This window comes from Herbidospora galbida (genome assembly GCF_005233835.1).
GTDB lineage: Bacteria > Actinomycetota > Actinomycetes > Streptosporangiales > Streptosporangiaceae > Herbidospora > Herbidospora galbida.
In genome coordinates, this window is record NZ_SZQA01000037.1 from 1 (window position 1) to 19994 (window position 19994).

Genomic DNA, 19994 nt, shown 5'->3' on the forward strand with positions numbered 1-19994 from the left:
CTTGAGATGAGGTCTCCCACCTGTGAAGGGTAAGGCCCCCGGTAGACGACCGGGTTGATAGGCCGGGAGTGGAAGCGCGGTAACGTGTGGAGCTGACCGGTACTAATAGGCCGAGGACTTGACCATAAATGCTCGCGTCGACTATGCAACTCTCAGGCTGCAAACAGCCTAGTAGAGTTACGGCGGTTATGGCGGAGGGGAAACACCCGGTTACATTCCGAACCCGGAAGTTAAGCCCTCCAGCGCCGATGGTACTGCACCGGGGACGGTGTGGGAGAGTAGGACACCGCCGGACAATTTTCAACGAAAGCCCGACCAGTATTGGTCGGGCTTTCGTCATTTCCGGGCAGGTCCGCATCACCTGCGAAGACTTGCTAGGCTGGCGTAGCCGGGCCACCCTGACGAACGGGTGGCCTTCGTCGCGTCAGAGGAATACGCGACCCCTAACAGTGCCCATACCGCGCACCCGCCTCGCAGCCAGAGACGTAGATCCGTACGCGGTGGAGCAACAGAGGATCAAAGTGAACAGAGAAGACGGGCGTGACGGCGCGGGCCGTGGCGATGAGCGAAACGACCGACCGGCCGGCGGCCGCGACGGCGACAGGTATGGCCGCGGCGATGCCGGCGGCAGAGGTGGCCAGGTAGACGGCCAGAACGACCGGGGCAACCGCCCCTTCCGCGCGAACAGCCGCGGTGGTTACCGCGACCGCGACGAGGTCCGCGGCGGCGGCTTCGGCGGCCGCTACGGTGTGCGCGACTCCCGCCCCCAGCGGTCGTCCGGCGACCGCGGCGACCGCGGTGACCGCCCCCAGCGTTCTTACGGCGACCGTGACGACCGGCGCGGCTTCCAGCCCCGCGACGACCGCCCCCAGCGCCCCTTCAACGACCGCGGCGACCGTGGCGACCGCCCGCAGCGGCCTTTCAACGACCGAGGCGATCGTCCCCAGCGGCCCTTCAGCGACCGTGGTGACCGTGGTGACCGCCCCCAGCGGTCTTTCAACGACCGGGGTGACCGCCCGCAGCGGTCCTTCGGTGACCGTGGCGACCGGCCGCAGCGTTCGTTCGGTGACCGTGGTGACCGCCCTCAGCGGCCTTACCAGGACCGCGGCGACCGTCCCCAGCGGCCTTTCAACGACCGTGGTGACCGTGGTGACCGGCCCCAGCGGTCTTTCAACGACCGGGGTGACCGCCCGCAGCGGTCCTTCGGTGACCGTGGCGACCGTCCCCAGCGGCCTTTCCAGGACCGTGGTGACCGGCCGCAGCGTTCCTTCCAGGACCGTGGTGACAGGCCGCAGCGCCCGTATGGCGACCGGGGTGACCGCCCGCAGCGATCGTTCGGTGACCGTGGCGACCGCCCTCAGCGGCCTTTCCAGGATCGTGGTGACCGCCCTCAGCGGCCGTTCCAGGATCGTGGTGACCGTCCCCAGAGGTCCTTCAACGACCGTGGCGACCGGCCCCAGCGTCCCTACCAGGACCGCGACGACCGTCGTGGCTTCCAGGACCGGGGCGACCGTCCGCAGCGTTCCTTCCAGGATCGCGGTGACCGGCCCCAGCGGTCCTACGGCGATCGTGACGACCGTCAGTCCCGGCCCTTCCAGAACCGTGACGACCGTCCGCAGCGCTCCTACGGAGACCGCGACGACCGTCCGCAGCGGCCGTTCCAGAACCGGGATGACCGGCCTCAGCGGTCGTTCCAGGATCGCGGTGACCGTCCGCAGAGGTCCTATGGCGACCGTGACGAGCGGCCTTCCTACGGTGACCGTGATCGCTTCCGGGGTGGGGACCGTCCGCAGCGGTCGTACGGGAACCGGGATGACCGGTCCCAGCGGTCCTTCCAGGATCGTGGCGACCGGCCGCAGCGGCCCTTCCAGGACCGTGACCGCCGGCCTTCCGGCGACCGCGACGACCGTCCGCGCCGCAGCTTCGACGACCGTGGTGACCGTCCGCAGCGGTCCTTCGATGACGACCGGGGCGGCAGCCGTACCCGCTATGGGCGTGAAGACGAGCCGCAGCGCGAGCGCGAGGTGCTGCCCGAGCTCGAGGCGGACATCACCGCCGAGGAGCTCGACCGCGAGGCCCGTGGCGAGCTGAAGTCGCTGCCGGGCGATCTGGCCGAGCTGGTGGCCAAGCACCTGGTCGCGGCGACGCGCGCCCTGGCGGCGGAGGACGCCGAGAAGGCCTACGAGCACGCCAAGGTCGCGCGCCGGTTCGCCGGACGCATCGGTGTGGTCCGGGAGGCGGTGGGCATCGCCGCCTACCACGCGGGACAGTACGCCGAGGCGCTCAGCGACCTGCGGGCCGCCCGCCGGATGACCGGTTCGGAGGCGTTCCTCCCCGTCATGGCCGACTGCGAGCGCGGCATGGGCCGGCCGGAGCGCGCGCTCGACCTGGTGAAGTCCAAGGAGGCCGAGAAGCTCGACCGGTCCGGCAAGATCGAACTGGCCATCGTCGAGTCGGGCGCCCGGCGCGACCTGGGCCAGCTCGACGCGGCCGTCGTGACCCTCCAGCGCCTGCCCGAACTCCGCGACCCGCAGCCCCGTGACTGGTCGGCCCGCCTGGCCTTCGCCTACGCCGACGCCCTCGCGGCCGCCGGCCACGCGAGCGCCGCCGCCGACTGGTTCGGCCGCGCCGCCTCCTTCGACGAGGACGGCGAGACCGACGCGGCCGAGCGCTACGCGGAGTTGACCGGCGCGGTGATCGAGGACCTGGAAGAGGACGACGACTTCGAGGACGACTTCGCCGACGACGTCTCGGACGAGGACGTTCTCGACGACGAGGACTCCGGGGACTCCGAGGACGAAGCTCCGGAGACCGCCTCCACGGAGGAGGACTCCGACGTGGACGACTCGGAGGTAGACGACGCGGACGCCTCCGACGACGACTTCGACGACGAGGACCTCGACGAGAAGCCGGCCCCGGCCCCGGTGAAGGCCGAGGCCGACAAGCCCGCCGAGGAGGCCGGGTTCGGTCCGGCGTTCATCGAACCCGACTACGGCGACGTCCTCGACGGACCGGCGGACAAGCCGGAGGCCTGATCAGGCCTCCGGGCGGTCGAGCCAGTGCATGATCCCCGCCAGGTTCGGCTCGGTGCCGCTGAGCATCTCGATGTGCTCAGCGGCCTTGTCGCCGGGCGCGGGCCGGGCATAACGGTCACGGGTGCGCTGGTCGACCATCGCCACGGCGTGGTCGAGGTCGAGCTGCTCGCCCTTGGCCTGCTTGGCCAGATCCACCCAGATCAGTAGTTCCTCGGCGGATCGCTCCAGAATCGAGCCGACCTCGTCGACCGGGCCGTAGTGGCTGAACAGCAGCCGCTGCGGCCCGAGCGCTTCGAAGAGGGCGATCGACGCCAGAGCGGTCTCGAGGTCGAAATCCGGCGGCGGCGTGGACGGCCGGACGTCCCCGGTGTCCGGGATGTACACCCCGGCGGCATCCCCGACGTACAGGTCACCCGTCAGCGAGTCGACCAGCCCGACGTGATGCTTCGCGTGTCCGGGCGAATAGTGGCTGGTCAGCTGCCTCCCGTTGCCCAGATCGATGGCCCCGGTGTCGCCGAGCGCCCGGATCCGGGCCGCGTCGGTCGGTTTCAGCATCCCGAAGAGGGTGTCGAGCCGGTCACCCCAGACCATCCGGGCACTGGACATGAGCCGGGACGGATCGGCCAGATGCCGGGCCCCTTTCTCGTGTACGACGATCTCCGCCGCCGGGAACATGGCGGAGATGTCGCCCACGCCACCCGCGTGGTCGAGATGGATGTGCGTCACGACGACCGTGGCGAGATCGCCGGCCCCGACACCGAGCGAGGCCAACGCGTCGCGGACGACCGGCGCCGAGGTCGACGTACCCGTCTCCACCAGGCATGGTCGATCACCGAGAATCGCATATCCGGCAGTGATTCCGGCATATCCGGCCAGCCTCGTGTCGATTTCGTACACGTCTCCGCCGAGCGGGGTCACGTTTTCCACAGCTCACCTCAGAGCGAGAACGGGTTCTCACAGAATGGGACTCGAATAGCCGGTGCAGCAGCATAGTCACCGACAGTGGTGCCCGAGAGAAGGGGATCACATGTCAGTTGATCAAATGGTGAGCGCTCCTGCCCACCACAACGAGGTCGTTCTCGTCGGCCGCCTGTCCAAGGGCCCGGAGGCCCGCCTCCTGCCCAGCGGCACCGAGCTGATTCAGTGGCGCCTCGCCGTCCGCCGCCCCACCCCCGACAACGAGAAGGGCCGCGCCGACGCCATCGAGTGCGTGACCTACGACCCGATCGTCCGCGAGTCCCTGACGGGCCTGACCGTCGACGACGTGGTCGAGGTCCAGGGCGCCCTCCGCCGCCGCTGGTGGCGCGGCGGCAGCGCCTTCGAAGTCGAGGCCCGCTCGGTACGCCTGGCGCACCGCGCCGGGACGGGTGATACCGAGGCCAGGCCGGAGGAACCTTCGGAGTGAGGCTATAGAACCCTGCGGAGCGTCCTTGCGGCCGGCAGTTCGTGAGGTGGCGCTCCGGTTATCACGGCGCTGCACCTGGTTCCCGCAGACGAACCCTTGCCTTTCAACCGACAGGCGGTCCCAGCGAGTCACGGGTATGGGCCAGGCGGGCGATGATGACCGCGGCTCGGTAGCGGATGGCGGGCTTGTTGTAGCGGGTGGTGATTCCGTGGAGGCGTTTGAGCTGGTTGAAGCAGTGTTTGACGATGTTGCGCCGCTTGTGGCGCTCCCGGTCGATCCCGCAGCGGCGCCATCCGCGCCGGGCCGAGTGCGGCCGGCTGTCCACCCGCTCGGGAAGGGTGTGAGAGATCCGGCGCGGCCGCAGGTGGGTGCGGTCGATGCCGGTGGAGTATCCCTTGCCGGCCGCCAGGTGAGCGGGACGGCTGTGTGGTCGTCCCGGTCCGGTCCAGGCGATGGAGATGGCCTCCACCACGGTGATCAGGCGGGTGCGGTCGTTGATGTTGCCGCCGGTGATGACGAAAGGCCGGCGGCAGGCCGCGTCCTTCGCACGCCAGGTGGATCTTTGTGGTCAGGCCGCCCGGGGATCGTCCGAGCACGTGGTCGTCGGGTTCGGGTCCTTGTTGCGGAGTGAGCCGGCCTGAGCCCGGATCGTGCCGTTATCACCGGAAGATCCGGACCGGAGTGGATGGTGGCGCGATCACCGGCAGGTGATCAACGCAATCCCGTAGAAGATCCGCACCGGTGCCGACTGGCGGGACTTGCCCGACCGGTACGGGCCCAGGCAGACCCCTCTACCAGCGGTTCCGGCGTGGCGCAGGTCCACGACGACAGCGCAGGCCGAGTCGACTGGAGCATCGTGCCCGCTCACCAGTACGCGGCCGGCGCGCGAAAAGAGGATTGCGGAAGAGACGAACCTTCATCGTGAGTTCGTGACGGCGCACCATGCCACCATCAAGCCACACCACCTAGATCAAGGTCTGCAAGCCGAGCCGGTCGGCCAAGTCCACCACCTTCCGGCAGCGGCATGTGGAGCGGCGACGTCCAGCGCGCAGGTATCGCGGACAGACCGTAAACGGCTTCCGCCAGGCCTCCCGTCACGGCGGCGACCGTGTCGGTGTCGCCGCCGATACCGCCGAACCTGGGCAGGATCAGACGGCGCCGTTGAACTCCGTCGCCGACGTGGGATGCCATCCTTACGCCGTGACCGTGGCATACCGGTCGCGATGGTCGGGGTGTACGGCCCCCAGGTGGTGCAAGGGGCCACCTCCGGTCAAGGCGACGCGGATCAGCTCGTGGAAGATCACCCGCGAAGTAGACCGCCGCCGTGGTGGTGCGCATCAAGGAACCGTTGCCCGCCGCGTGGCGAGCTGTGCGGAAATGGGCGGCGGCGGCGCTGGGCCGCCGACGACCCCAAGGACATCGGCCTACAGACCGAGGACGTGCTGACCCGTGGCCCCGGGCGCGTCGCCCACGGCGGAGCCGACGATCACCCCGGCGGCGCGCTCTGTGCGGTCCATGTCGGCAATTATGATCACCCGCATGTTCTCACCCAGATTCGGGGCGATCGTCATCACTGTCGCCGTTTCGACCGGCTGCGGAGACGGCGGTGGGGGCACGGCGCGCACGCCCGCCGAGGCGGTGACCCTGGCGATGACGGGCTCTTCCGGGGTGAAGGTCACCAGGAACATACGCTTCGACTACGGCGAGCAGGCCGCGAAGGAAGACGGCAGCTTCAGTTTCGCCGGCGAGTACGAGGAGAGCCGCACGACCGGCGTCGTCGGCGCGACCGGCGCCGACCTGACCACGACGTTCCATTACATCGGCATCCCTGACGAGCTGAAGGGGATCATCCCGGCCGATCTCGACCACATGACGACCCGGACGATCACGATCCCCGGCTCCGGCACCTACCTGAACCGCGTCGACCGGAGGGATGTCCCCGAGGGCAAGTCCTGGCTCTACGGCCGCGACGCCACATGTGAACAACTGCTGGACCTCAAGGGCCCGGCCACCATCCATGACCTGCTCTCCCCCGAGATGCTGGGGAAGCTGACGGCCGCGCCCCCTTCTCCCGGGGAGACCGTCGACGGAGCCGCCACGCTCGTGTACGAGGGAAGCGCTCCCCAGTCGGAGTTCGGCGTCGAGGTCCAGAACGACGACCCGGTGTTGAGAGCCCAGTTCCGCGAGCAGTTCGGCTCGGCGCGGATCTCCTGGCGGCTCTGGGTCGGGCCCGATCTGCTCCCCCGCCGGGCACACGTCACCTTCACCCAGGACGGAGAACCCACGGCGGGCAGGGCCGAGATCGACCTCACCGCCTGGGGTACCGAGGTGACCGTAGAGCCCCCGCCATCCGACCAGGTGCACGAGACCACATCCTGCCAGGACCCGGAACCGTGACGGGTGACACCTGAGGGCCACCCGTCAGGCGGCCAGCAGCCCACCATCGTCGCGATCGCTGCGGGACTTCGTGCGCTGGGCGGACCTGACGCGTCAAGCCACCCTCCTCGACGACGCTCCGGTCGTGCCATCACCGCACCACGACGTCGGCGCGATCTCGGCCGCCTGGCGGTGGCCCTGGCCCCCGTCGAGGACCTGGACCTGGACGCCGAGGCCGCCCGCACCTGCGAGACGGCTCTCGCGCGCACCCAGAACCCGGCCGAACGGGCCATCCTGCAAGGGCGGCTGGAGGAGTTGCGGTCAGGGCGACTTCCACCGGCTCTTGCCCCGCGCACGCCGGAAACGCCTGGGCCCGCGCCACAGCGGATACTCGAACGAGTACAGCTGCGCCGCCTCCACCAGGGTGGTCACCATGCGCCCCCGCGGCTGCGAGCCGAGCTCTTCACCTGCTCCAGCAGGAGGACGCCGAGTTGCGCCCAGGCCGGTATGACATGGCCGTTTCCGGTGACGACCACGCCCGCCCGCCGGGCGCGCGGATCCGGGGTCCCTTCGAGGGCGCGGCGGTAGAACGGCAGGGCATCGCCGGGCCGCCGCAGCATCTCGTGGAACGACCGCACCCGCCTGATCACCGTGGTGGAGGCCATCTCCATCGCCCGGACCGGACCGGGACGACCACACAGCCGTCCCGCTCACCTGGCGGCCGGCAAGGGATACTCCACCGGCATCGACCGCACCCACCTGCGGCCGCGCCGGATCTCTCACACCCTTCCCGAGCGGGTGGACCAGCCGGTCGCACTCGGCCCGGCGCGGATGGCGCCGCTGCGGGATCGACCGGGAGCGCCACAAGCGGCGCAACATCGTCGAACGCCGCTTCAACCAGCTCAAACGCCTCCGCGGAATCACCACCCGCTACGACAAGCCCGCCATCCACTACCGAGCCGCGGTCACCATCGCCCGCCTGGTGCTCCGACTCAACCACGATCCACCAAACACGCCCTACGCAGTGGTCTTCACGCCGGGCAAGCCGAACTCCCTGAAGGCCTGTCCGCAGTGACCCTCACGCTGGGCAAGCCGAACATCCGAAAGGACCGCCCGTGGCGGCTTTCACGCTGGGCGGGGCGGACCGATCGTCCGCATGGAGGGTGTGGTGGTCGTGCGCGGAGTCGGTTCGCGGTATCCGTCACGCCGGGCAGTCGGCCGCGCGTGCAAGTCGGCCAGTGGCGGCCCTCATGCCAGGCGGGCTGATCGGCTTCGGGGCCTGCCGATCCGGGACACGCATCATGCGCCCGCTCAGCCGGTGGCGAAGGTTCTCAGGACCAGGCCGGTGGCGGGTTTCGGGCTGAAGGAGGTCGATTTTCTCGGGACTCGCTCGCCTTCTTCGGCTACGGCGAAGACGTCGGCCGCGTTCAGAGGACGCATCAGGACCGCCGTGCCGTTGGACCGCCCGGCCTGGTGGGCGGCGGCGGTGTGGTCGTGGTGGACGATCTGGACGTGTTCCTCGTCGTCGTCGATGCCCCAGACCTTGGGGAGGAGGAACTCGTTCAGGACGGCGGTGGCCAGGGAGCGCCAGCGGGCCGAGCGGTCTTTCGGCATGGCCAGGTTCAGCTGGAGGGGGTCGGGATTGGTCAGGAGGTGGGCAGTCTGGCCTGCGGTGACGACGTAGGCGGGGTCCTCCGCTGTGGCCAGGGCGGCGAGGGCTTCGTCCAGGTTGGGGTGGTCGTGGACCTGCCAGGCGCCCTTGGCGCGGGCGACCGCCTCGCTGAGGGGGAGGTCCGGGATCACGCGGTGGATCGCCTTCAGGTCGGGCGGATAGGCCGTGGAGTCGACCAGGTAGGCGAGGCCGCCGTCCCAGGGGCCGGGTTCGTCGTGTTCGGCCTGGAGTTCGCGGTAGGTGGCGTAGCGGTGGTGGCCGTCGGCGATCATGGCGCGGTGGTCGGCCAGGTCGGTGGCGATCTTGTCCAGGGCGCCGGGGTCGGTGATGGCCCAGAGGCGGTGCCTGGTGTGCTCGCTCAGCTGGACGTCCACCAGAGGGGGTCTCGTCGAGGCCGTCTCCTCGACGAGGGCGGTGGCGGGGCCGTCTCCGGCGTACAGGAGGAAGATGGGTTCGAGGTTGGCCTCGGTGGTGCGCATGAGGGCCAGGCGGTCGGCCACGGGGCCGGGCATGACGTTCTCGTGGGGGAGGACGGCGTCGGAGCCGACCCCCACGGCGCCGATCAGGCCGCGCTGGACGAAGGTGGGGCCGCTCTGTTCGTACACATAGAGAGCGGGTTGCTCGTCGGCGGCCAGGATCCCCTCGCTGAGCCACGCGGCCAGGGTGTCGCGGGCCTCGGTGTAGTGGCCGGCGCCGGGAAGGATCAGGCGGACCACGTTGTTCGGATGGGCGTCAGCGAGCCGCCGAGCCTCGGCGGGGGAGATGAGGTCGTAGGGCGGCGAGGTGAGGGCGCTCAGATCGTCGGCCGTGTATCGCACGCCGCGGAACGGGCGCAGCACCAGTCCCGCCCGTTCAGATCTCTCCATATCGGGCATGCTGCCATAAAGGCCCGGACTCCCCACTGCCGCGGTGCCCGGTTGGAACCGAAATCGGAAGCAGGAGGCCATTGCGTGACACGGCATGATCAGAATGGAGTGGGCGATACGTCCGGCAGCCCGTCGGGCGACGTATACGAGTGGTACCAGCGTGGCATGAAGCTCCTCCAGGAGGGCAGCCCCGCCGCCGCCGCGGCGCTCCTCGAGCGCGCGGCCGACGCCGAGCCCGACTCCCGGAGCATCCGCGAGGGCCTGGCTCGGGCCCAGTTCAACTCGCGCCGGTACGAGGACGCGGCCACCAGCTTCCGCTGGATCGTGGACGCGAACCCGGCCGAAGACTACGCCTACTACGGTCTCGGTATGGCACTTTGGCGAACCGGTGACATCGAAGGCGCCCAGGAACCCCTGGCCGTCGCCGTTGCGATGCGTCCCGACGAACGAAACTACGTCTCCGCCCTCACCCAGATCCGGGCGACCCTGCGCGCGAGGCGCGCGTGAATCACCTGCTCGACGCGTACGACACCTTGCTCCTCGACCTCGACGGTGTGGTCTACCTGGGACGGCACGCGGTCCCGGGCGCACCGGAGGCGCTGGCCCTGGCCGGGGAGCGGGGCGTACGCCTGGCTTACGTCACCAACAACGCCTCCCGCACCCCGGCGGCGATCGCCGAACACCTGACCCACCTGGGGGTGCCCGCGTCGCCCGACGACGTGGTGACCTCCGCGCAGGCCGCCGCCCGGCTCGTGGCCGAACACGTACCGGCCGGGTCTCCCGTGCTCGTCGTCGGCGGCATGGGGCTGCGGTCGGCGCTGCGCGCACACGGGCTGCGGCCGGTGACGACCGCGCTGGAGGGGCCGGCGGCGGTCGTCCAGGGCATCTGGGACGGCATCTCCTACGGGCTGCTCAGCGAGGGGACGCTGGCGGTGCGGGCCGGGGCCTGGTTCGTGGCGGCCAACCACGACAGCACGATGCCGACCGACCGGGGCGAGATGCCCGGGAACGGGTCGATGCTGAAGGTGATCGAGTCGGCGACCGGGGTGAGCCCGGTGGTGGCGGGGAAGCCGGAGCCTCCGCTGCATCGGGAGTCGATGATCCGTACCGAGGCGAAGCGGCCCTTGATCGTGGGCGATCGGCTCGACACCGACATCGAAGGCGCCAACCGGGCCGGGGTCGACAGTCTGCTGGTGCTGACCGGGGTGGCCACGCCGCTCGACCTGCTGACGGCAGAGCCGGTTCATCGGCCCACCCACGTGGCGGACGACCTTTCCGGGCTGCATCAGCCTGCTGCCTCGGCCCGTGCCATCGACGATGGGTGGGAGTGCGGCGGGTGGGTGGCTTCCTGGGATGGCGGGCGGTTGCGGCTGACCGGCGGCGGGGAGTCGATCGACGCGTTGCGGGCGGCTTGCGCTGCTACGTGGGCCGGCGTGGGGGATGGGCGAGCGGAGGAGGATGCCGTCAAGCCGGCGCTTCGGGCCTTGGGCTAGGGCTCAGGCCGGGTTGGTTTCCCAGGCTTCGGGCGGTGGCCTGTTGCCGTGAGGACCGAGCGGGTCATGCGCGGCAGCCGAGCAGGTCATGTGCGAGCGGCAGAGGGCTTGAGTATCGCCTACGGCGGGTTACCCCGTCGGGCGGGCGGATTCTCGGCTGTGACTCTTTCGCGTGGTATTGAATTGTCGCTGCGCGGAGGTGGGCGGGTCGGCTTTCTCGGTTGGGCTTACGGGGCTGGAGCGGTTGCGGCTCCGGGCTGGAGTAGGCGCGGACTGGTAGCCATTCGAAGGAGCTGCTTGGGCCGTCTGTCGGCTTCAGACGCAATGAGTTCGTGCAGTGGCTGGGCGGGGTGCTTGCGTTCGCCTTTCTTGGGAGTCGGATCGGTCGTTTCGTTGGGGCTTTAGAACTTAAACCCCTTGAAACGGTGCGGGACGCCGGATGCCGCGCCGAATTCGTCGCGATGGGGTGGAAGCCCTCCAGGTGTGGTCTCCCGGCTGTGGTCGTGGTGGAGCGGTGCGCGTTCACGGCGGAGGTCTCAGATGGGGGTCTGCACTCGCGGTGGGGTGTTGTCGTAGGAGCCCTCTGACCGGTAGTCCATCGCACCGGCGGTCGGTGTGGTGGTCTGGGTCGCGTCGCGGACCACCACACCGGGCGTGCGGGTGCGGTCGTCGGGACGGGAATCGGGGTCGCGTTGAGGGGTTCTCGGCTCGCGGGAAGCAGGCGGAGGGCGGGCCGGATGGGGGCGTTCAGAGGAGGCGGCGGAGGCGGAGGAGGTCGCCGAGGCTCGCGTCGATTTTGACTCTGCCGGTGAAAAGGGCTCTGGCCATGTCGAGTTCGCCGTTGACGAGGGCGATGAGGTCTTCGCTGCCCACGGTGAGTTTCACTTCGGCGGGACGGCCGTCGGCCGGGGGGATCTCGGTGAAGGGGTCGAGACCTTCGCGGTGAATGCGGCCGTAGAAGGTGACGTTCAGGTCGGAGATGCGGCATTGGAGCCGGCGCTCGACGACGTGTTTGGCTCGGTCCTCGTCACTGATCTCGTGGAACTGCTCGCCCAATTTGTCCAATGCGGCACGGCATTCTTCGATCGTCGCCATGCGTCATCCCCCTTAAGCCAGGACCGGTCAAATGCCCATCTACCAACGGACGGTAGCGTTCAACCTGAGTACTACGCGAAATCTGACACGTGGGGGCGTGTCAGATGACAAGGGGGTTCGCATGGTGTTCCACACGTTGCGTGGCATCGTACAGATGGCCACGTCACTCACCGAGACGGCCACGAGCAACGCCCGTGCAGCCGTCATCGACATGCTCGACACGGACTCGTCGCGGTCCGCCAAGGGGCGGCGGGCATCGTCCCGTTCGTCCCGGTCGGCGCGGTCGTCGAAGGGGATTCAGGGGCTCGTCCGGTCGGGGGCCGACCAGGTGCTCGGGGTGTTCGACCTCGCGCGCAAGGACGAGGTCGACCGGCTGCGGTCGCAGGTCCGCGAACTGCAGGGACGTCTGAAACCGGCCAGTCGCGCCAACAGGTCGCGGACGAGCACCCGGGCGAAGGCGGCCTCGGCGCGGACGTCCCGGGGGGTGTCGTCCCGGGTGACCGGGATGGCGGCCCAGGCCGAGCGGACCATCTCGGCCATCAGCGGGAAGGCCGCTTCGGCGACCGCCACGAAGACGTCGGCGGCCAAGCGGACCGCCAAGGCGGCCGCTTCGGGGACGACGGCCCGCAAGACGTCGGCCGCCCGTTCCGGCACGGCGCGCAAGGCCGTGACCGCGCGCACCGCCGCGTCTCGGAAGGCCTCGACGACGGCCCGTACCGCCGCGTCGCGGTCCAGGGCCGGGCTCAACGGCGCGTCGGCGGGATCCGCGTCCGCGCACAGTGCGTCCGCGCGTACTACGTCGGCGTCTCGTGCGTCGGCGGCGGGTTCGCGGGCCGGTTCGGCTCGTCGGGCTGCCGGCTCGCGGGCGGCGGGGGCCGCCAAGGCGTCGGCCGGTTCCGCCCGTAAGGCGTCGGCTGGTTCCGCGCGTAAGGCGTCGGGTTCGCGTTCCACGGCGGCCAAGTCCGTGGCGGCTCGTTCCGCCGCCTCGGGTTCCGCGCGGAAGGCGTCGGCCTCCCGGTCGGCCTCGGCTGCTCGTAAGGCGTCCACCTCGGCTCGGGCCTCGGCCGCTCGGAAGGGCTCCTCGGTCACCGCCGGGAACCGGATCGCGCAGGCCGAGAAGGCCGCCGCGCGGATCGTCAAGGCCACCGGGTCCACCCGTGTCGCGCGGGCCGAGAAGATGGCCGCCCGGATGGCCCACGCCGTCGGGACCGCTCGCACGCCGGCCACCGCCGCGTCCCGGATGGTCAAGGCCACCGGGTCGGCTCGGGCGGCCAAGGCGCTGGGGGCGGCCTCGCACGCGGGGAACGTCGTGGCGGCCAAGCTGTCGACCGCGCCCGGGAAGGGCGGGAAGAAGGCCGCCAAGAAGGCGATCGCCAAGAAGCCGGGCAAGAAGGCCGGCAAGAAGTAGCGGCGCCGCCGCAGGCGGGTGGGCGGCGGGCGACGTCGTCGGCCCGGTCCGCTACCGTCGAGGCGGCGGAGCGTCTGAGGCCCGTGTTCGGGAGCCTTGTTTCGGGTGCCTCGTGAGGCGTTTCGGGCGAGGGCCGCGTATCTGACACCGGAGGGGGCGCATGACCGAGATGAACTCGGCCGGCGGTGGGGAAGCCGTCGTGCCGGTGCAGGCCGCTGTGTCCGCGGATGCCGGTTCGCCGGCGGACGTCATGGCGACCCCGACAATCAACGTGGTGCCGGCCGTTGCCCCGGCCGGCACCCAACCGCCCGGCGCCGAGGCCGATCCGGAGGCGGCGGTCCGCGCCGCCGTCGAACGGCTCGCGGAGGTGCCGGTGGCGGCTCATGTCGAGGTGTACGAGCAGGTGCTCGGCACGTTGGAGGAGACCCTTGCCGCTGTGGACGACCGCCCGTGATCGATAATCCCCCCACCACGTCCTTCGCCAGGGGTGACCGTTGAGTCAGCGCCGCCGTCTCGACAGCGAGCTGGTGCGGCGCAAGCTGGCCCGCTCGCGGGAGCAGGCCGCCCAGCTCATCGAGGCGGGCCGGGTCACCATCGGTGGCCAGCCCGCTTCCAAAGCGGCCACGCAGGTCGACACCGCCGCCCCGATCGTGGTCGCCGAGGCCCCCGACGGGCCCGACTACGTCTCGCGGGGGGCGCACAAGCTCATCGGCGCGCTCGACGTCTTCACCGACCTCGACGTCACGGGGCGGCGCTGCCTCGACGCGGGCGCGTCGACCGGCGGGTTCACCGACGTGCTGCTGCGGCGGGGGGCCGCCCACGTGCTGGCGGTCGACGTCGGCTACGGGCAGCTGGCCTGGTCGCTGCGGACCGACGAGCGGGTCACCGTGATGGAGCGGGTGAACGTCCGCGACCTCACCCCCGAGATGGTCGGGGAGCCGCCCACGCTCGTCGTCGGCGACCTGTCGTTCATCTCGCTGCGGCTGGTGCTGCCCGCGCTGACCGCGTGCCTGGCCGAGGGCGGAGAGCTGGTCATGCTGGTCAAGCCGCAGTTCGAGGTGGGGAAGGAACGCGTGGGCGCCGGAGGGGTCGTCCGCGACCCGGAACTGCGGGCCGAGGCGGTGCGCGACGCCGCGGCGGCGGCGCGGCAGCTGGGGCTCACGGTCAAGGGCGTGACGGCCAGTCCGCTGCCGGGACCTTCGGGGAATGTGGAATACCTGATCCGGCTCGGGAAGGGGCCTGGTCACGAGGCGGTCGGCGATGTGGCCGCCGCCGTCGCGCGTGCCGTCGAGGAGGGGCCCCGATGAGCGACAGCCGATCGGTCCTGATCACCACCCACACCGGGCGTGACGCCGCGGTCGAGAGCGCCCGGCTGGTCATCGACCGGCTGCTCAAGGAGGGGCTGACGGTCCGGGTTCTGGCCGACGAGGCCGAAGAGGTGGCCCGGCTGGGCGTCGAGGTCGTCCCGGCCGACGAGCGGGCCGCCTTCGGCGCGGAGATCATCATCGTCCTGGGGGGCGACGGAACGCTCCTGCGGGCCGCCGAGATCTCCCGGCCCACGGGCGTGCCGCTGCTGGGCGTCAACCTCGGGCACGTCGGCTTCCTGGCCGAGGCCGAGGTGGAAGACCTGCACGTCGTCGTCGACCGGGTCGTCGACGGGCGGTTCGAGGTCGAGGAGCGCATGACCCTCGACGTGACCGTGCGCAACGGCACCGTGCTGGCGCGCACGTGGGCGCTCAACGAGGCGTCGGTGGAGAAGCGCGACCGCATGCTGGAGGTCGTGGCCGAGATCGACGGGCATCCGCTGTCCCGCTGGGGCTGCGACGGCGTCATCTGCGCCACGTCGACCGGGTCGACCGCCTACGCGTTCTCCGCCGGAGGGCCCGTCGTGTGGCCTCAGGTCGAGGCGCTGCTGGTGGTGCCCAACAGCGCCCACGCGCTGTTCGCGCGGCCTCTCGTGGTGGCCCCGACCAGCTCGATCGCGATCGAGCTGCTCTCGACGACACACCCGGGTGAGCTGTGGTGCGACGGCCGCCGCCGCTTCGATCTGCCGCCGGGCGCGCGCGTGGAGGTCCGCAAGGGCACCCATCCGGTACGCCTCGCGCGCATGCTCGGCGTCGACTCCACGGGCGTCCCGTTCACCGACCGGTTGGTCGCCAAGTTCGGCCTTCCGGTAGAGGGATGGCGCGGCCGCGCCAGGCCCGCCTGAGGTCCGAGCGACTCGAAAATCTTGGCGAGTTGCGCGTAGGATCGCTTGCGACATTGACGTTGAACGGGAGGGACCAGTGCGGCCGAGGGTCGAGGAGGTCCGCATCCAGGGACTGGGTGTCATCGACGAGGCCGTCCTCGAGTTGTCACCCGGTTTCACCGTTGTCACAGGTGAGACGGGCGCCGGCAAGACCATGGTGGTGACGGGCCTGGGGCTGCTGTTCGGCGGCCGGGCCGATCCCGCGCGGGTCCGGCCGGGGGCCGACAAGGCGACCGTCGAGGGCACGCTCATCGTCGATCCGAGCGGCCGGGCCGCTCAGCAGGTGTTCGACATCGGCGGTGAGGTCGACAACGGCGAGCTCATCATCTCCCGCACCGTCTCCTCCGAGGGCCGCTCGCGGGCCTGGCTCGGCGGGCGCACCGTCCCGGTCGGGACGCTCACGTTCCTGGCCGACGACCTGGTGGCCGTCCACGGGCAGATGGACCAGCAGCGGCTCCTGCAGCCGGGCCGCCAGCGCGCCGCGCTCGACCGCTACGCCGGAGACGAGCTGGTCAAGCCGCTGCGCGCCTACGAGCAGGCCTACAAGCGCCACAAGCAGGTCGGCGACCTGCTCGCCGAGCTGACCGGCCGGGCGCGCGAGCGCGCGCAGGAGGCCGACGTGCTGCGGTTCGGCCTGGAGGAGATCGAGAAGGTCGCCCCCCTGGCCGGCGAAGACGCCGAGCTGAAAGAGGAGGCCGAGCGCCTCACCCACGCCGACACCCTGCGCACGGCCGCCACGACCGCCCACACCGCGCTGCTGGGCGACCCGATGTCGGGGCCCGAGGCGGCGCCCGACGCGGTGTCGCTGATCGGGCAGGCGCGGTCGGCCGTCGAGTCGGCCCGCGACTACGACCCCGCCCTCGCGGGCCTCGCCGAGCGGCTGGCCGAGGCCGGCTACCTGCTCAACGACGTGGCGACCGAGCTGGCCGCCTACGCCGAGTCGGTGGAGGCCGACCCCCAGCGCCTGTCGATCGTGCACGAGCGCCGGGCCCTGCTCAACGGGCTGACCCGCAAATACGGCGCCGACGTCGCCGAGGTGCTGGCCTGGGCGCAGCGGGCGGCCGTCCGCGTCGGCGAGCTCGACGGCGACGACGACCGCATCGGCGAGCTGACCCGCGAACACGAGGAGCTGACCGCCCGGCTCGGCGAGCTGGCCGGTGAGCTGACCCGAATCCGCGAGGCCGCCGCCGAACGCTTCGCGGTCGCGGTGACCGAGGAGCTGACCGCCCTGGCCATGCCCCACGCCCGGGTCGCCGTCGTGATCGAGTCGAGCGGCGACTTCGGCCCTACGGGGGTCGACGAGGTCGAGCTGCGCATGGCGCCCCACCCGGCGTCCCCGCCGCTGCCGCTGAACAAGGGCGCGTCGGGGGGCGAGCTCAGCCGCGTCATGCTGGCCATCGAGGTCGTGTTCGCCGGCGCCGACCCGGTGCCGACGTTCGTCTTCGACGAGGTCGACGCGGGCGTCGGCGGCAAGGCGGCCGTGGAGATCGGGCGGCGGCTGGCCAAGCTGGCCCGCACCGCCCAGGTCATCGTGGTCACCCACCTGCCCCAGGTGGCGGCCTTCGCCGACCAGCATCTCGTGGTCGAGAAAGACAGCGACGGCAGCGTGGTCCGCAGCGGCGTGGTCACCCTCGACCGCGAGGCCCGCAAGCGCGAGCTCGCCCGCATGCTGGCCGGCATGGAGGACTCCGAGCTCGGCCGCGCCCACGCGGAGGAACTCCTGGCCACGGCGGCCGCCGCGAAGTCGGTCGGCTGACGGTCTCCGTCGTCGCGGTGAGCGGCCCGATCGGAGCCTGGCGCCGGATGCGGCGCGGCGGGGCGTCGGCGGGCGGGGCCGGGTGGGCGGAGCCGTAACGGAAGCGAATAAGCAGGTCAGTGTGGGCGGCGGGAGAGCGGAATCACGACCTCGCCTTAATCACATATCGGAAACGTGTCAGCGAATCTCACGAAATTCGGCCAGGCTGGAGTCACGACGGATGCCGGTCGCGCGGGGGCGTGGGACCGGTCGGCCGGAAACGCTTCCCGCGACGGGTGACATCGGTTCGTGTTCTGGGCATATGTGGGCATCGTGCCCGGACGAGGCCGGATGGCGACATGGGGGACGGCAGCATGAGGGCAGGGTGGCGACAAAGCTGGCGGGTGCCGGGGTGTCGGGCCTTCACGCTCGTCGCCTCTGGCAGGATGGTCCCGATGAAGGTCTCGAGCGTCAGGGTTCCAGGCCTCCGCCGCCGGAAGGTCAGTGTCCTTCCCGGGGTGACTGCGACGGCGCGCATCGACCGACGCACGAAGAGGCTCACCAAACGCCTTCGCCCGGGGGAAGTCGCGATCATCGATCACGTCGACATCGACCGGGTCAGCGCGGAGGCCCTCGTCGCGTGTGGCGTGGCCGTGGTGGTCAACGTCGCGGCGAGCGTCTCCGGCCGTTACCCGAACCTGGGGCCGCAGATCCTCCTTGAGGCCGGGGTGACCCTGGTCGACAACGCGACGCCCGACCTGTTCGAGAAGGTCCGCGACGGCGACACGGTCCGGGTCTCCGACGGCGTCGTCTACGTCGACGAGGAGATCGCCGGCAAAGGCGAGGTGATGACCGCCGAAACGGTCGAGGCCGCCATGGTCGAGGCCCGCGCGGGGTTGTCAGTCCAGATCGAGGCGTTCACCGTCAACACCATGGAATACGTGCGCCGCGAGCGCGACCTGCTCATCGACGGCGTGGGCGTGCCCGACATCCGCACCAAGCTCGACGGGCGCCACGCGCTGATCGTGGTCCGCGGCTACCACTACAAGGAAGACATCGCCGCCCTGCGGCCCTACATCCGCGAATACCGCCCGGTCATGATCGGGGTCGACGGCGGCGCCGACGCGCTGCTGGAGGCCGGCTACCGGCCCGACATCATCGTCGGCGACTTCGACTCGGTGTCCGACGAGGCGCTGACCGGCGGCGCCGAGCTTGTCGTCCACGCCTATCCCGACGGGCGGGCCCCCGGGCTCGACCGGGTGCGCAAGCTGGGGCGCGACGCCGTGGTCTTCCCGGCCGCCGCCACCAGCGAGGACATCGCGATGCTGCTGGCCGACGAGAAGGGCGCCTCGCTCATCGTCGCGGTCGGCACCCACGCCACGCTCGTCGAGTTCCTCGACAAGGGCCGGTCGGGCATGGCCAGCACCTTCCTCACCCGGCTCCGGCTGGGCAGCAAGCTCATCGACGCAAAGGGCGTCAGCAGGCTCTATCGCAGCCGCATCTCCGCGGCGTCGCTGCTACTCCTGGTGGCCACCACCATCGTGACGATCGGCGTGGTGCTGTTCGTCTCGCCGGTCGGCAAGATCTGGCTCGACGGGGCGCAGGACGTCTGGAACGGCTTCATATTCTGGGTGGTCGGACTCTTCTCGTGATCGATTTTCGCTATCACCTCGTCTCCATCGTGGCGATCTTCCTGGCGCTGACCGTGGGCATCGTGCTCGGCAGCACCGTCATCCAGGATCCGATCATCGAGTCGACGCAGGTGACCGCCGAGACCTTGAAGAAGGAGAACCTGACCCTGCGGGCCGAGATGGCCGCGCAGCAGGCCCGCGAAGACGGCAACAACACCTTCGTCGGCGCCGCCACCGCCGAACTGGTCGAGCGTGACCTGGCGGGCGAGCGGGTCGTGGTCGTCGAGGCGCCGGGCGCGCCCACGGCCCTGCGCGACCCGCTGCGCGAGGTGCTGGAGCTGGCCGGGGCGACCTACACGGGCCGGGTGTCGCTCACCGACGGCTTCCTGGAGCCCGAGCAGGCCGGGGTCGTCGACGGCCTGGCGACCCAGCTCGCCCCGGCGGGGGCGGCCTTCCCCGAGGGCGCGACGCCCTACGACAAGGCGGGCACCGTCCTGGCCGCCGCGCTCGTGACGAACATGCGGCCGCAGGCGGGCACCGTCAACACCGCCACCTCGACCGTGCTGTCGGCCTTCCAGGAGGGCGGGTTCATCGCGGTCTCCGGCGAGCCGGCCGACCGGGCCACCCTGGCGATCGTGGTCGCGCCCGCGCTGCCCTACGAGGGCGAGACCGCCGAGACCATGAACGGGGCGATCGTTTCGGTATCGGGCGCCCTCGACAAGGCCGGGCTCGGTACCGTCATGACCGGCACCACCGCCGCCTCGGCGACCGGCGGCGTCATCGCCGCGCTGCTCGACTCGGGCGAGGAGACCTCCCAGGTCTCCAGCGTCGACACCCTCGACCTGCCGTCGGGCCGGATCGTGGTGGTCGACGCGCTCCGGGAGCAGCTCGGCGGCCAGTCGGGCGCCTACGGGATCGGCAGCGGCGCGACCGCGTTCGAGCCGGCCCCGGCCGTGCCCGCGATCACGCCGTCCGTCACCCCCTCTGCCACCCCGTCTCCCGTGGCCTCGTCCACGGGCTGACCCGGAAG

The 19994-nt window shown here is 70.8% G+C and carries 19 protein-coding genes, 2 rRNA genes and 1 pseudogene; 15 read left to right on the forward strand and 7 right to left on the reverse strand.

Annotated features, from left to right (window positions below):
- Positions 1-126, forward strand: a 23S ribosomal RNA gene (locus FDA94_RS30705); the annotation flags it as partial.
- Positions 127-178: 52 nt separating this feature from the next.
- Positions 179-295 (forward strand): 5S ribosomal RNA (gene rrf / locus FDA94_RS30710).
- A gap of 148 nt (positions 296-443) precedes the next feature.
- Here the strand turns inward: rrf and FDA94_RS39565 are convergent.
- On the reverse strand, positions 444-2132 hold the full coding sequence (locus FDA94_RS39565; RefSeq protein WP_170991201.1) for a hypothetical protein: 1689 nt from the start codon (positions 2130-2132) through the stop codon (positions 444-446).
- Here FDA94_RS39565 and FDA94_RS30720 point away from each other — a divergent pair.
- Positions 2025-3035 carry a tetratricopeptide repeat protein gene (locus FDA94_RS30720; protein WP_137250562.1) on the forward strand — a complete coding sequence of 337 codons (1011 nt, stop codon included), beginning with the start codon at positions 2025-2027 and terminating at the stop codon, positions 3033-3035. The two genes, FDA94_RS39565 and FDA94_RS30720, sit on opposite strands and share 108 nt — an antisense overlap.
- On the opposite strand, the gene FDA94_RS30725 is transcribed toward FDA94_RS30720, so the two are convergent.
- The gene (locus FDA94_RS30725; protein ID WP_137250563.1) at positions 3036-3962 is read right to left on the reverse strand and encodes an MBL fold metallo-hydrolase; all 927 of its coding nucleotides are present in this window, start codon (positions 3960-3962) and stop codon (positions 3036-3038) included. It abuts the gene before it with no gap.
- 100 nt (positions 3963-4062) lie between these two features.
- Here FDA94_RS30725 and FDA94_RS30730 point away from each other — a divergent pair, with 100 nt between their 5' ends.
- Entirely contained in the window at positions 4063-4440 is a 378-nt protein-coding gene (locus tag FDA94_RS30730; RefSeq protein ID WP_137250564.1) for a single-stranded DNA-binding protein, read from the forward strand.
- A gap of 103 nt (positions 4441-4543) precedes the next feature.
- Here the strand turns inward: FDA94_RS30730 and FDA94_RS30735 are convergent, their stop codons facing one another.
- On the reverse strand, positions 4544-4909 hold the full coding sequence (locus FDA94_RS30735; protein WP_170991202.1) for a transposase: 366 nt from the start codon (positions 4907-4909) through the stop codon (positions 4544-4546).
- 223 nt (positions 4910-5132) lie between these two features.
- Here FDA94_RS30735 and FDA94_RS41620 point away from each other — a divergent pair.
- Positions 5133-5356: pseudogene (locus FDA94_RS41620) on the forward strand (transposase); the annotation flags it as partial.
- Between the two features lie 623 nt (positions 5357-5979).
- Complete coding sequence (locus FDA94_RS30745; RefSeq protein WP_137250566.1) at positions 5980-6837, forward strand: hypothetical protein; 858 nt, start codon at positions 5980-5982, stop codon at positions 6835-6837.
- 407 nt (positions 6838-7244) lie between these two features.
- Here the strand turns inward: FDA94_RS30745 and FDA94_RS30750 are convergent, their stop codons facing one another.
- Entirely contained in the window at positions 7245-7487 is a 243-nt protein-coding gene (locus tag FDA94_RS30750) for a hypothetical protein (RefSeq protein WP_137250567.1), read from the reverse strand.
- Positions 7488-8127: 640 nt separating this feature from the next.
- Entirely contained in the window at positions 8128-9354 is a 1227-nt protein-coding gene (locus FDA94_RS30760) for a DUF1015 family protein (protein WP_246060239.1), read from the reverse strand.
- Between the two features lie 165 nt (positions 9355-9519).
- On the opposite strand from FDA94_RS30760, the gene FDA94_RS30765 reads away from it, so the two are divergent.
- Together FDA94_RS30765 and FDA94_RS30770 are read left to right on the forward strand one after the other, a co-directional pair.
- On the forward strand, positions 9520-9861 hold the full coding sequence (locus FDA94_RS30765) for a tetratricopeptide repeat protein (protein WP_137250569.1): 342 nt from the start codon (positions 9520-9522) through the stop codon (positions 9859-9861).
- A complete protein-coding gene (locus FDA94_RS30770) occupies positions 9858-10847 on the forward strand; it encodes an HAD-IIA family hydrolase (protein WP_212735579.1) in 990 nt (329 codons plus the stop codon). The genes FDA94_RS30765 and FDA94_RS30770 overlap by 4 nt, the downstream gene beginning before the upstream one ends.
- A gap of 747 nt (positions 10848-11594) precedes the next feature.
- On the opposite strand, the gene FDA94_RS30775 is transcribed toward FDA94_RS30770, so the two are convergent.
- Entirely contained in the window at positions 11595-11942 is a 348-nt protein-coding gene (locus FDA94_RS30775; RefSeq protein ID WP_137250570.1) for an SCP2 sterol-binding domain-containing protein, read from the reverse strand.
- A 297-nt stretch (positions 11943-12239) separates the two neighbouring features.
- On the reverse strand, positions 12240-13088 hold the full coding sequence (locus FDA94_RS30780) for a hypothetical protein (RefSeq protein WP_137250571.1): 849 nt from the start codon (positions 13086-13088) through the stop codon (positions 12240-12242).
- A gap of 31 nt (positions 13089-13119) precedes the next feature.
- Between FDA94_RS30780 and FDA94_RS30785 the strand changes: the two genes are divergently transcribed.
- From FDA94_RS30785 to FDA94_RS30815, 7 genes are all read left to right on the forward strand, one after another.
- Complete coding sequence (locus FDA94_RS30785; protein ID WP_170991203.1) at positions 13120-13350, forward strand: hypothetical protein; 231 nt, start codon at positions 13120-13122, stop codon at positions 13348-13350.
- A 160-nt stretch (positions 13351-13510) separates the two neighbouring features.
- Entirely contained in the window at positions 13511-13804 is a 294-nt protein-coding gene (locus FDA94_RS30790; RefSeq protein ID WP_137250573.1) for a hypothetical protein, read from the forward strand.
- A gap of 40 nt (positions 13805-13844) precedes the next feature.
- On the forward strand, positions 13845-14657 hold the full coding sequence (locus FDA94_RS30795) for a TlyA family RNA methyltransferase (protein ID WP_137250574.1): 813 nt from the start codon (positions 13845-13847) through the stop codon (positions 14655-14657).
- The gene (locus FDA94_RS30800; protein ID WP_137250575.1) at positions 14654-15559 is read left to right on the forward strand and encodes an NAD kinase; all 906 of its coding nucleotides are present in this window, start codon (positions 14654-14656) and stop codon (positions 15557-15559) included. The genes FDA94_RS30795 and FDA94_RS30800 overlap by 4 nt, the downstream gene beginning before the upstream one ends.
- Positions 15560-15635: 76 nt before the next feature.
- Complete coding sequence (gene recN, locus FDA94_RS30805; protein WP_137250576.1) at positions 15636-17354, forward strand: DNA repair protein RecN; 1719 nt, start codon at positions 15636-15638, stop codon at positions 17352-17354.
- Positions 17355-17779: 425 nt separating this feature from the next.
- Positions 17780-18985 (forward strand): putative cytokinetic ring protein SteA, encoded by a 1206-nt coding sequence (steA, locus tag FDA94_RS30810; RefSeq protein ID WP_425460185.1) that lies wholly within the window; start codon positions 17780-17782, stop codon positions 18983-18985.
- Positions 18982-19986: a copper transporter gene (locus FDA94_RS30815; RefSeq protein WP_137250578.1), complete on the forward strand. Its 1005-nt coding sequence runs from the start codon at positions 18982-18984 to the stop codon at positions 19984-19986. Before steA ends, FDA94_RS30815 begins: the two co-directional genes overlap by 4 nt.
- The last annotated feature ends 8 nt before the right edge of the window (positions 19987-19994 follow it).

Coding starts and splice junctions, on each gene's coding strand:
- FDA94_RS30750 (WP_137250567.1), bottom strand. CDS start 7,487: ATGGAGATGGCCTCCACCACGGTGATCAGGCGGGTGCGGTCGTTCCAC.
- FDA94_RS30775 (WP_137250570.1), bottom strand. CDS start 11,942: ATGGCGACGATCGAAGAATGCCGTGCCGCATTGGACAAATTGGGCGAG.
- FDA94_RS30745 (WP_137250566.1), top strand. CDS start 5,980: ATGTTCTCACCCAGATTCGGGGCGATCGTCATCACTGTCGCCGTTTCG.
- FDA94_RS30760 (WP_246060239.1), bottom strand. CDS start 9,354: ATGGAGAGATCTGAACGGGCGGGACTGGTGCTGCGCCCGTTCCGCGGC.
- FDA94_RS30800 (WP_137250575.1), top strand. CDS start 14,654: ATGAGCGACAGCCGATCGGTCCTGATCACCACCCACACCGGGCGTGAC.
- FDA94_RS30730 (WP_137250564.1), top strand. CDS start 4,063: ATGTCAGTTGATCAAATGGTGAGCGCTCCTGCCCACCACAACGAGGTC.
- FDA94_RS30785 (WP_170991203.1), top strand. CDS start 13,120: ATGGCCGCCCGGATGGCCCACGCCGTCGGGACCGCTCGCACGCCGGCC.
- FDA94_RS30790 (WP_137250573.1), top strand. CDS start 13,511: ATGACCGAGATGAACTCGGCCGGCGGTGGGGAAGCCGTCGTGCCGGTG.
- FDA94_RS30765 (WP_137250569.1), top strand. CDS start 9,520: ATGAAGCTCCTCCAGGAGGGCAGCCCCGCCGCCGCCGCGGCGCTCCTC.
- steA (WP_425460185.1), top strand. CDS start 17,780: ATGGTCCCGATGAAGGTCTCGAGCGTCAGGGTTCCAGGCCTCCGCCGC.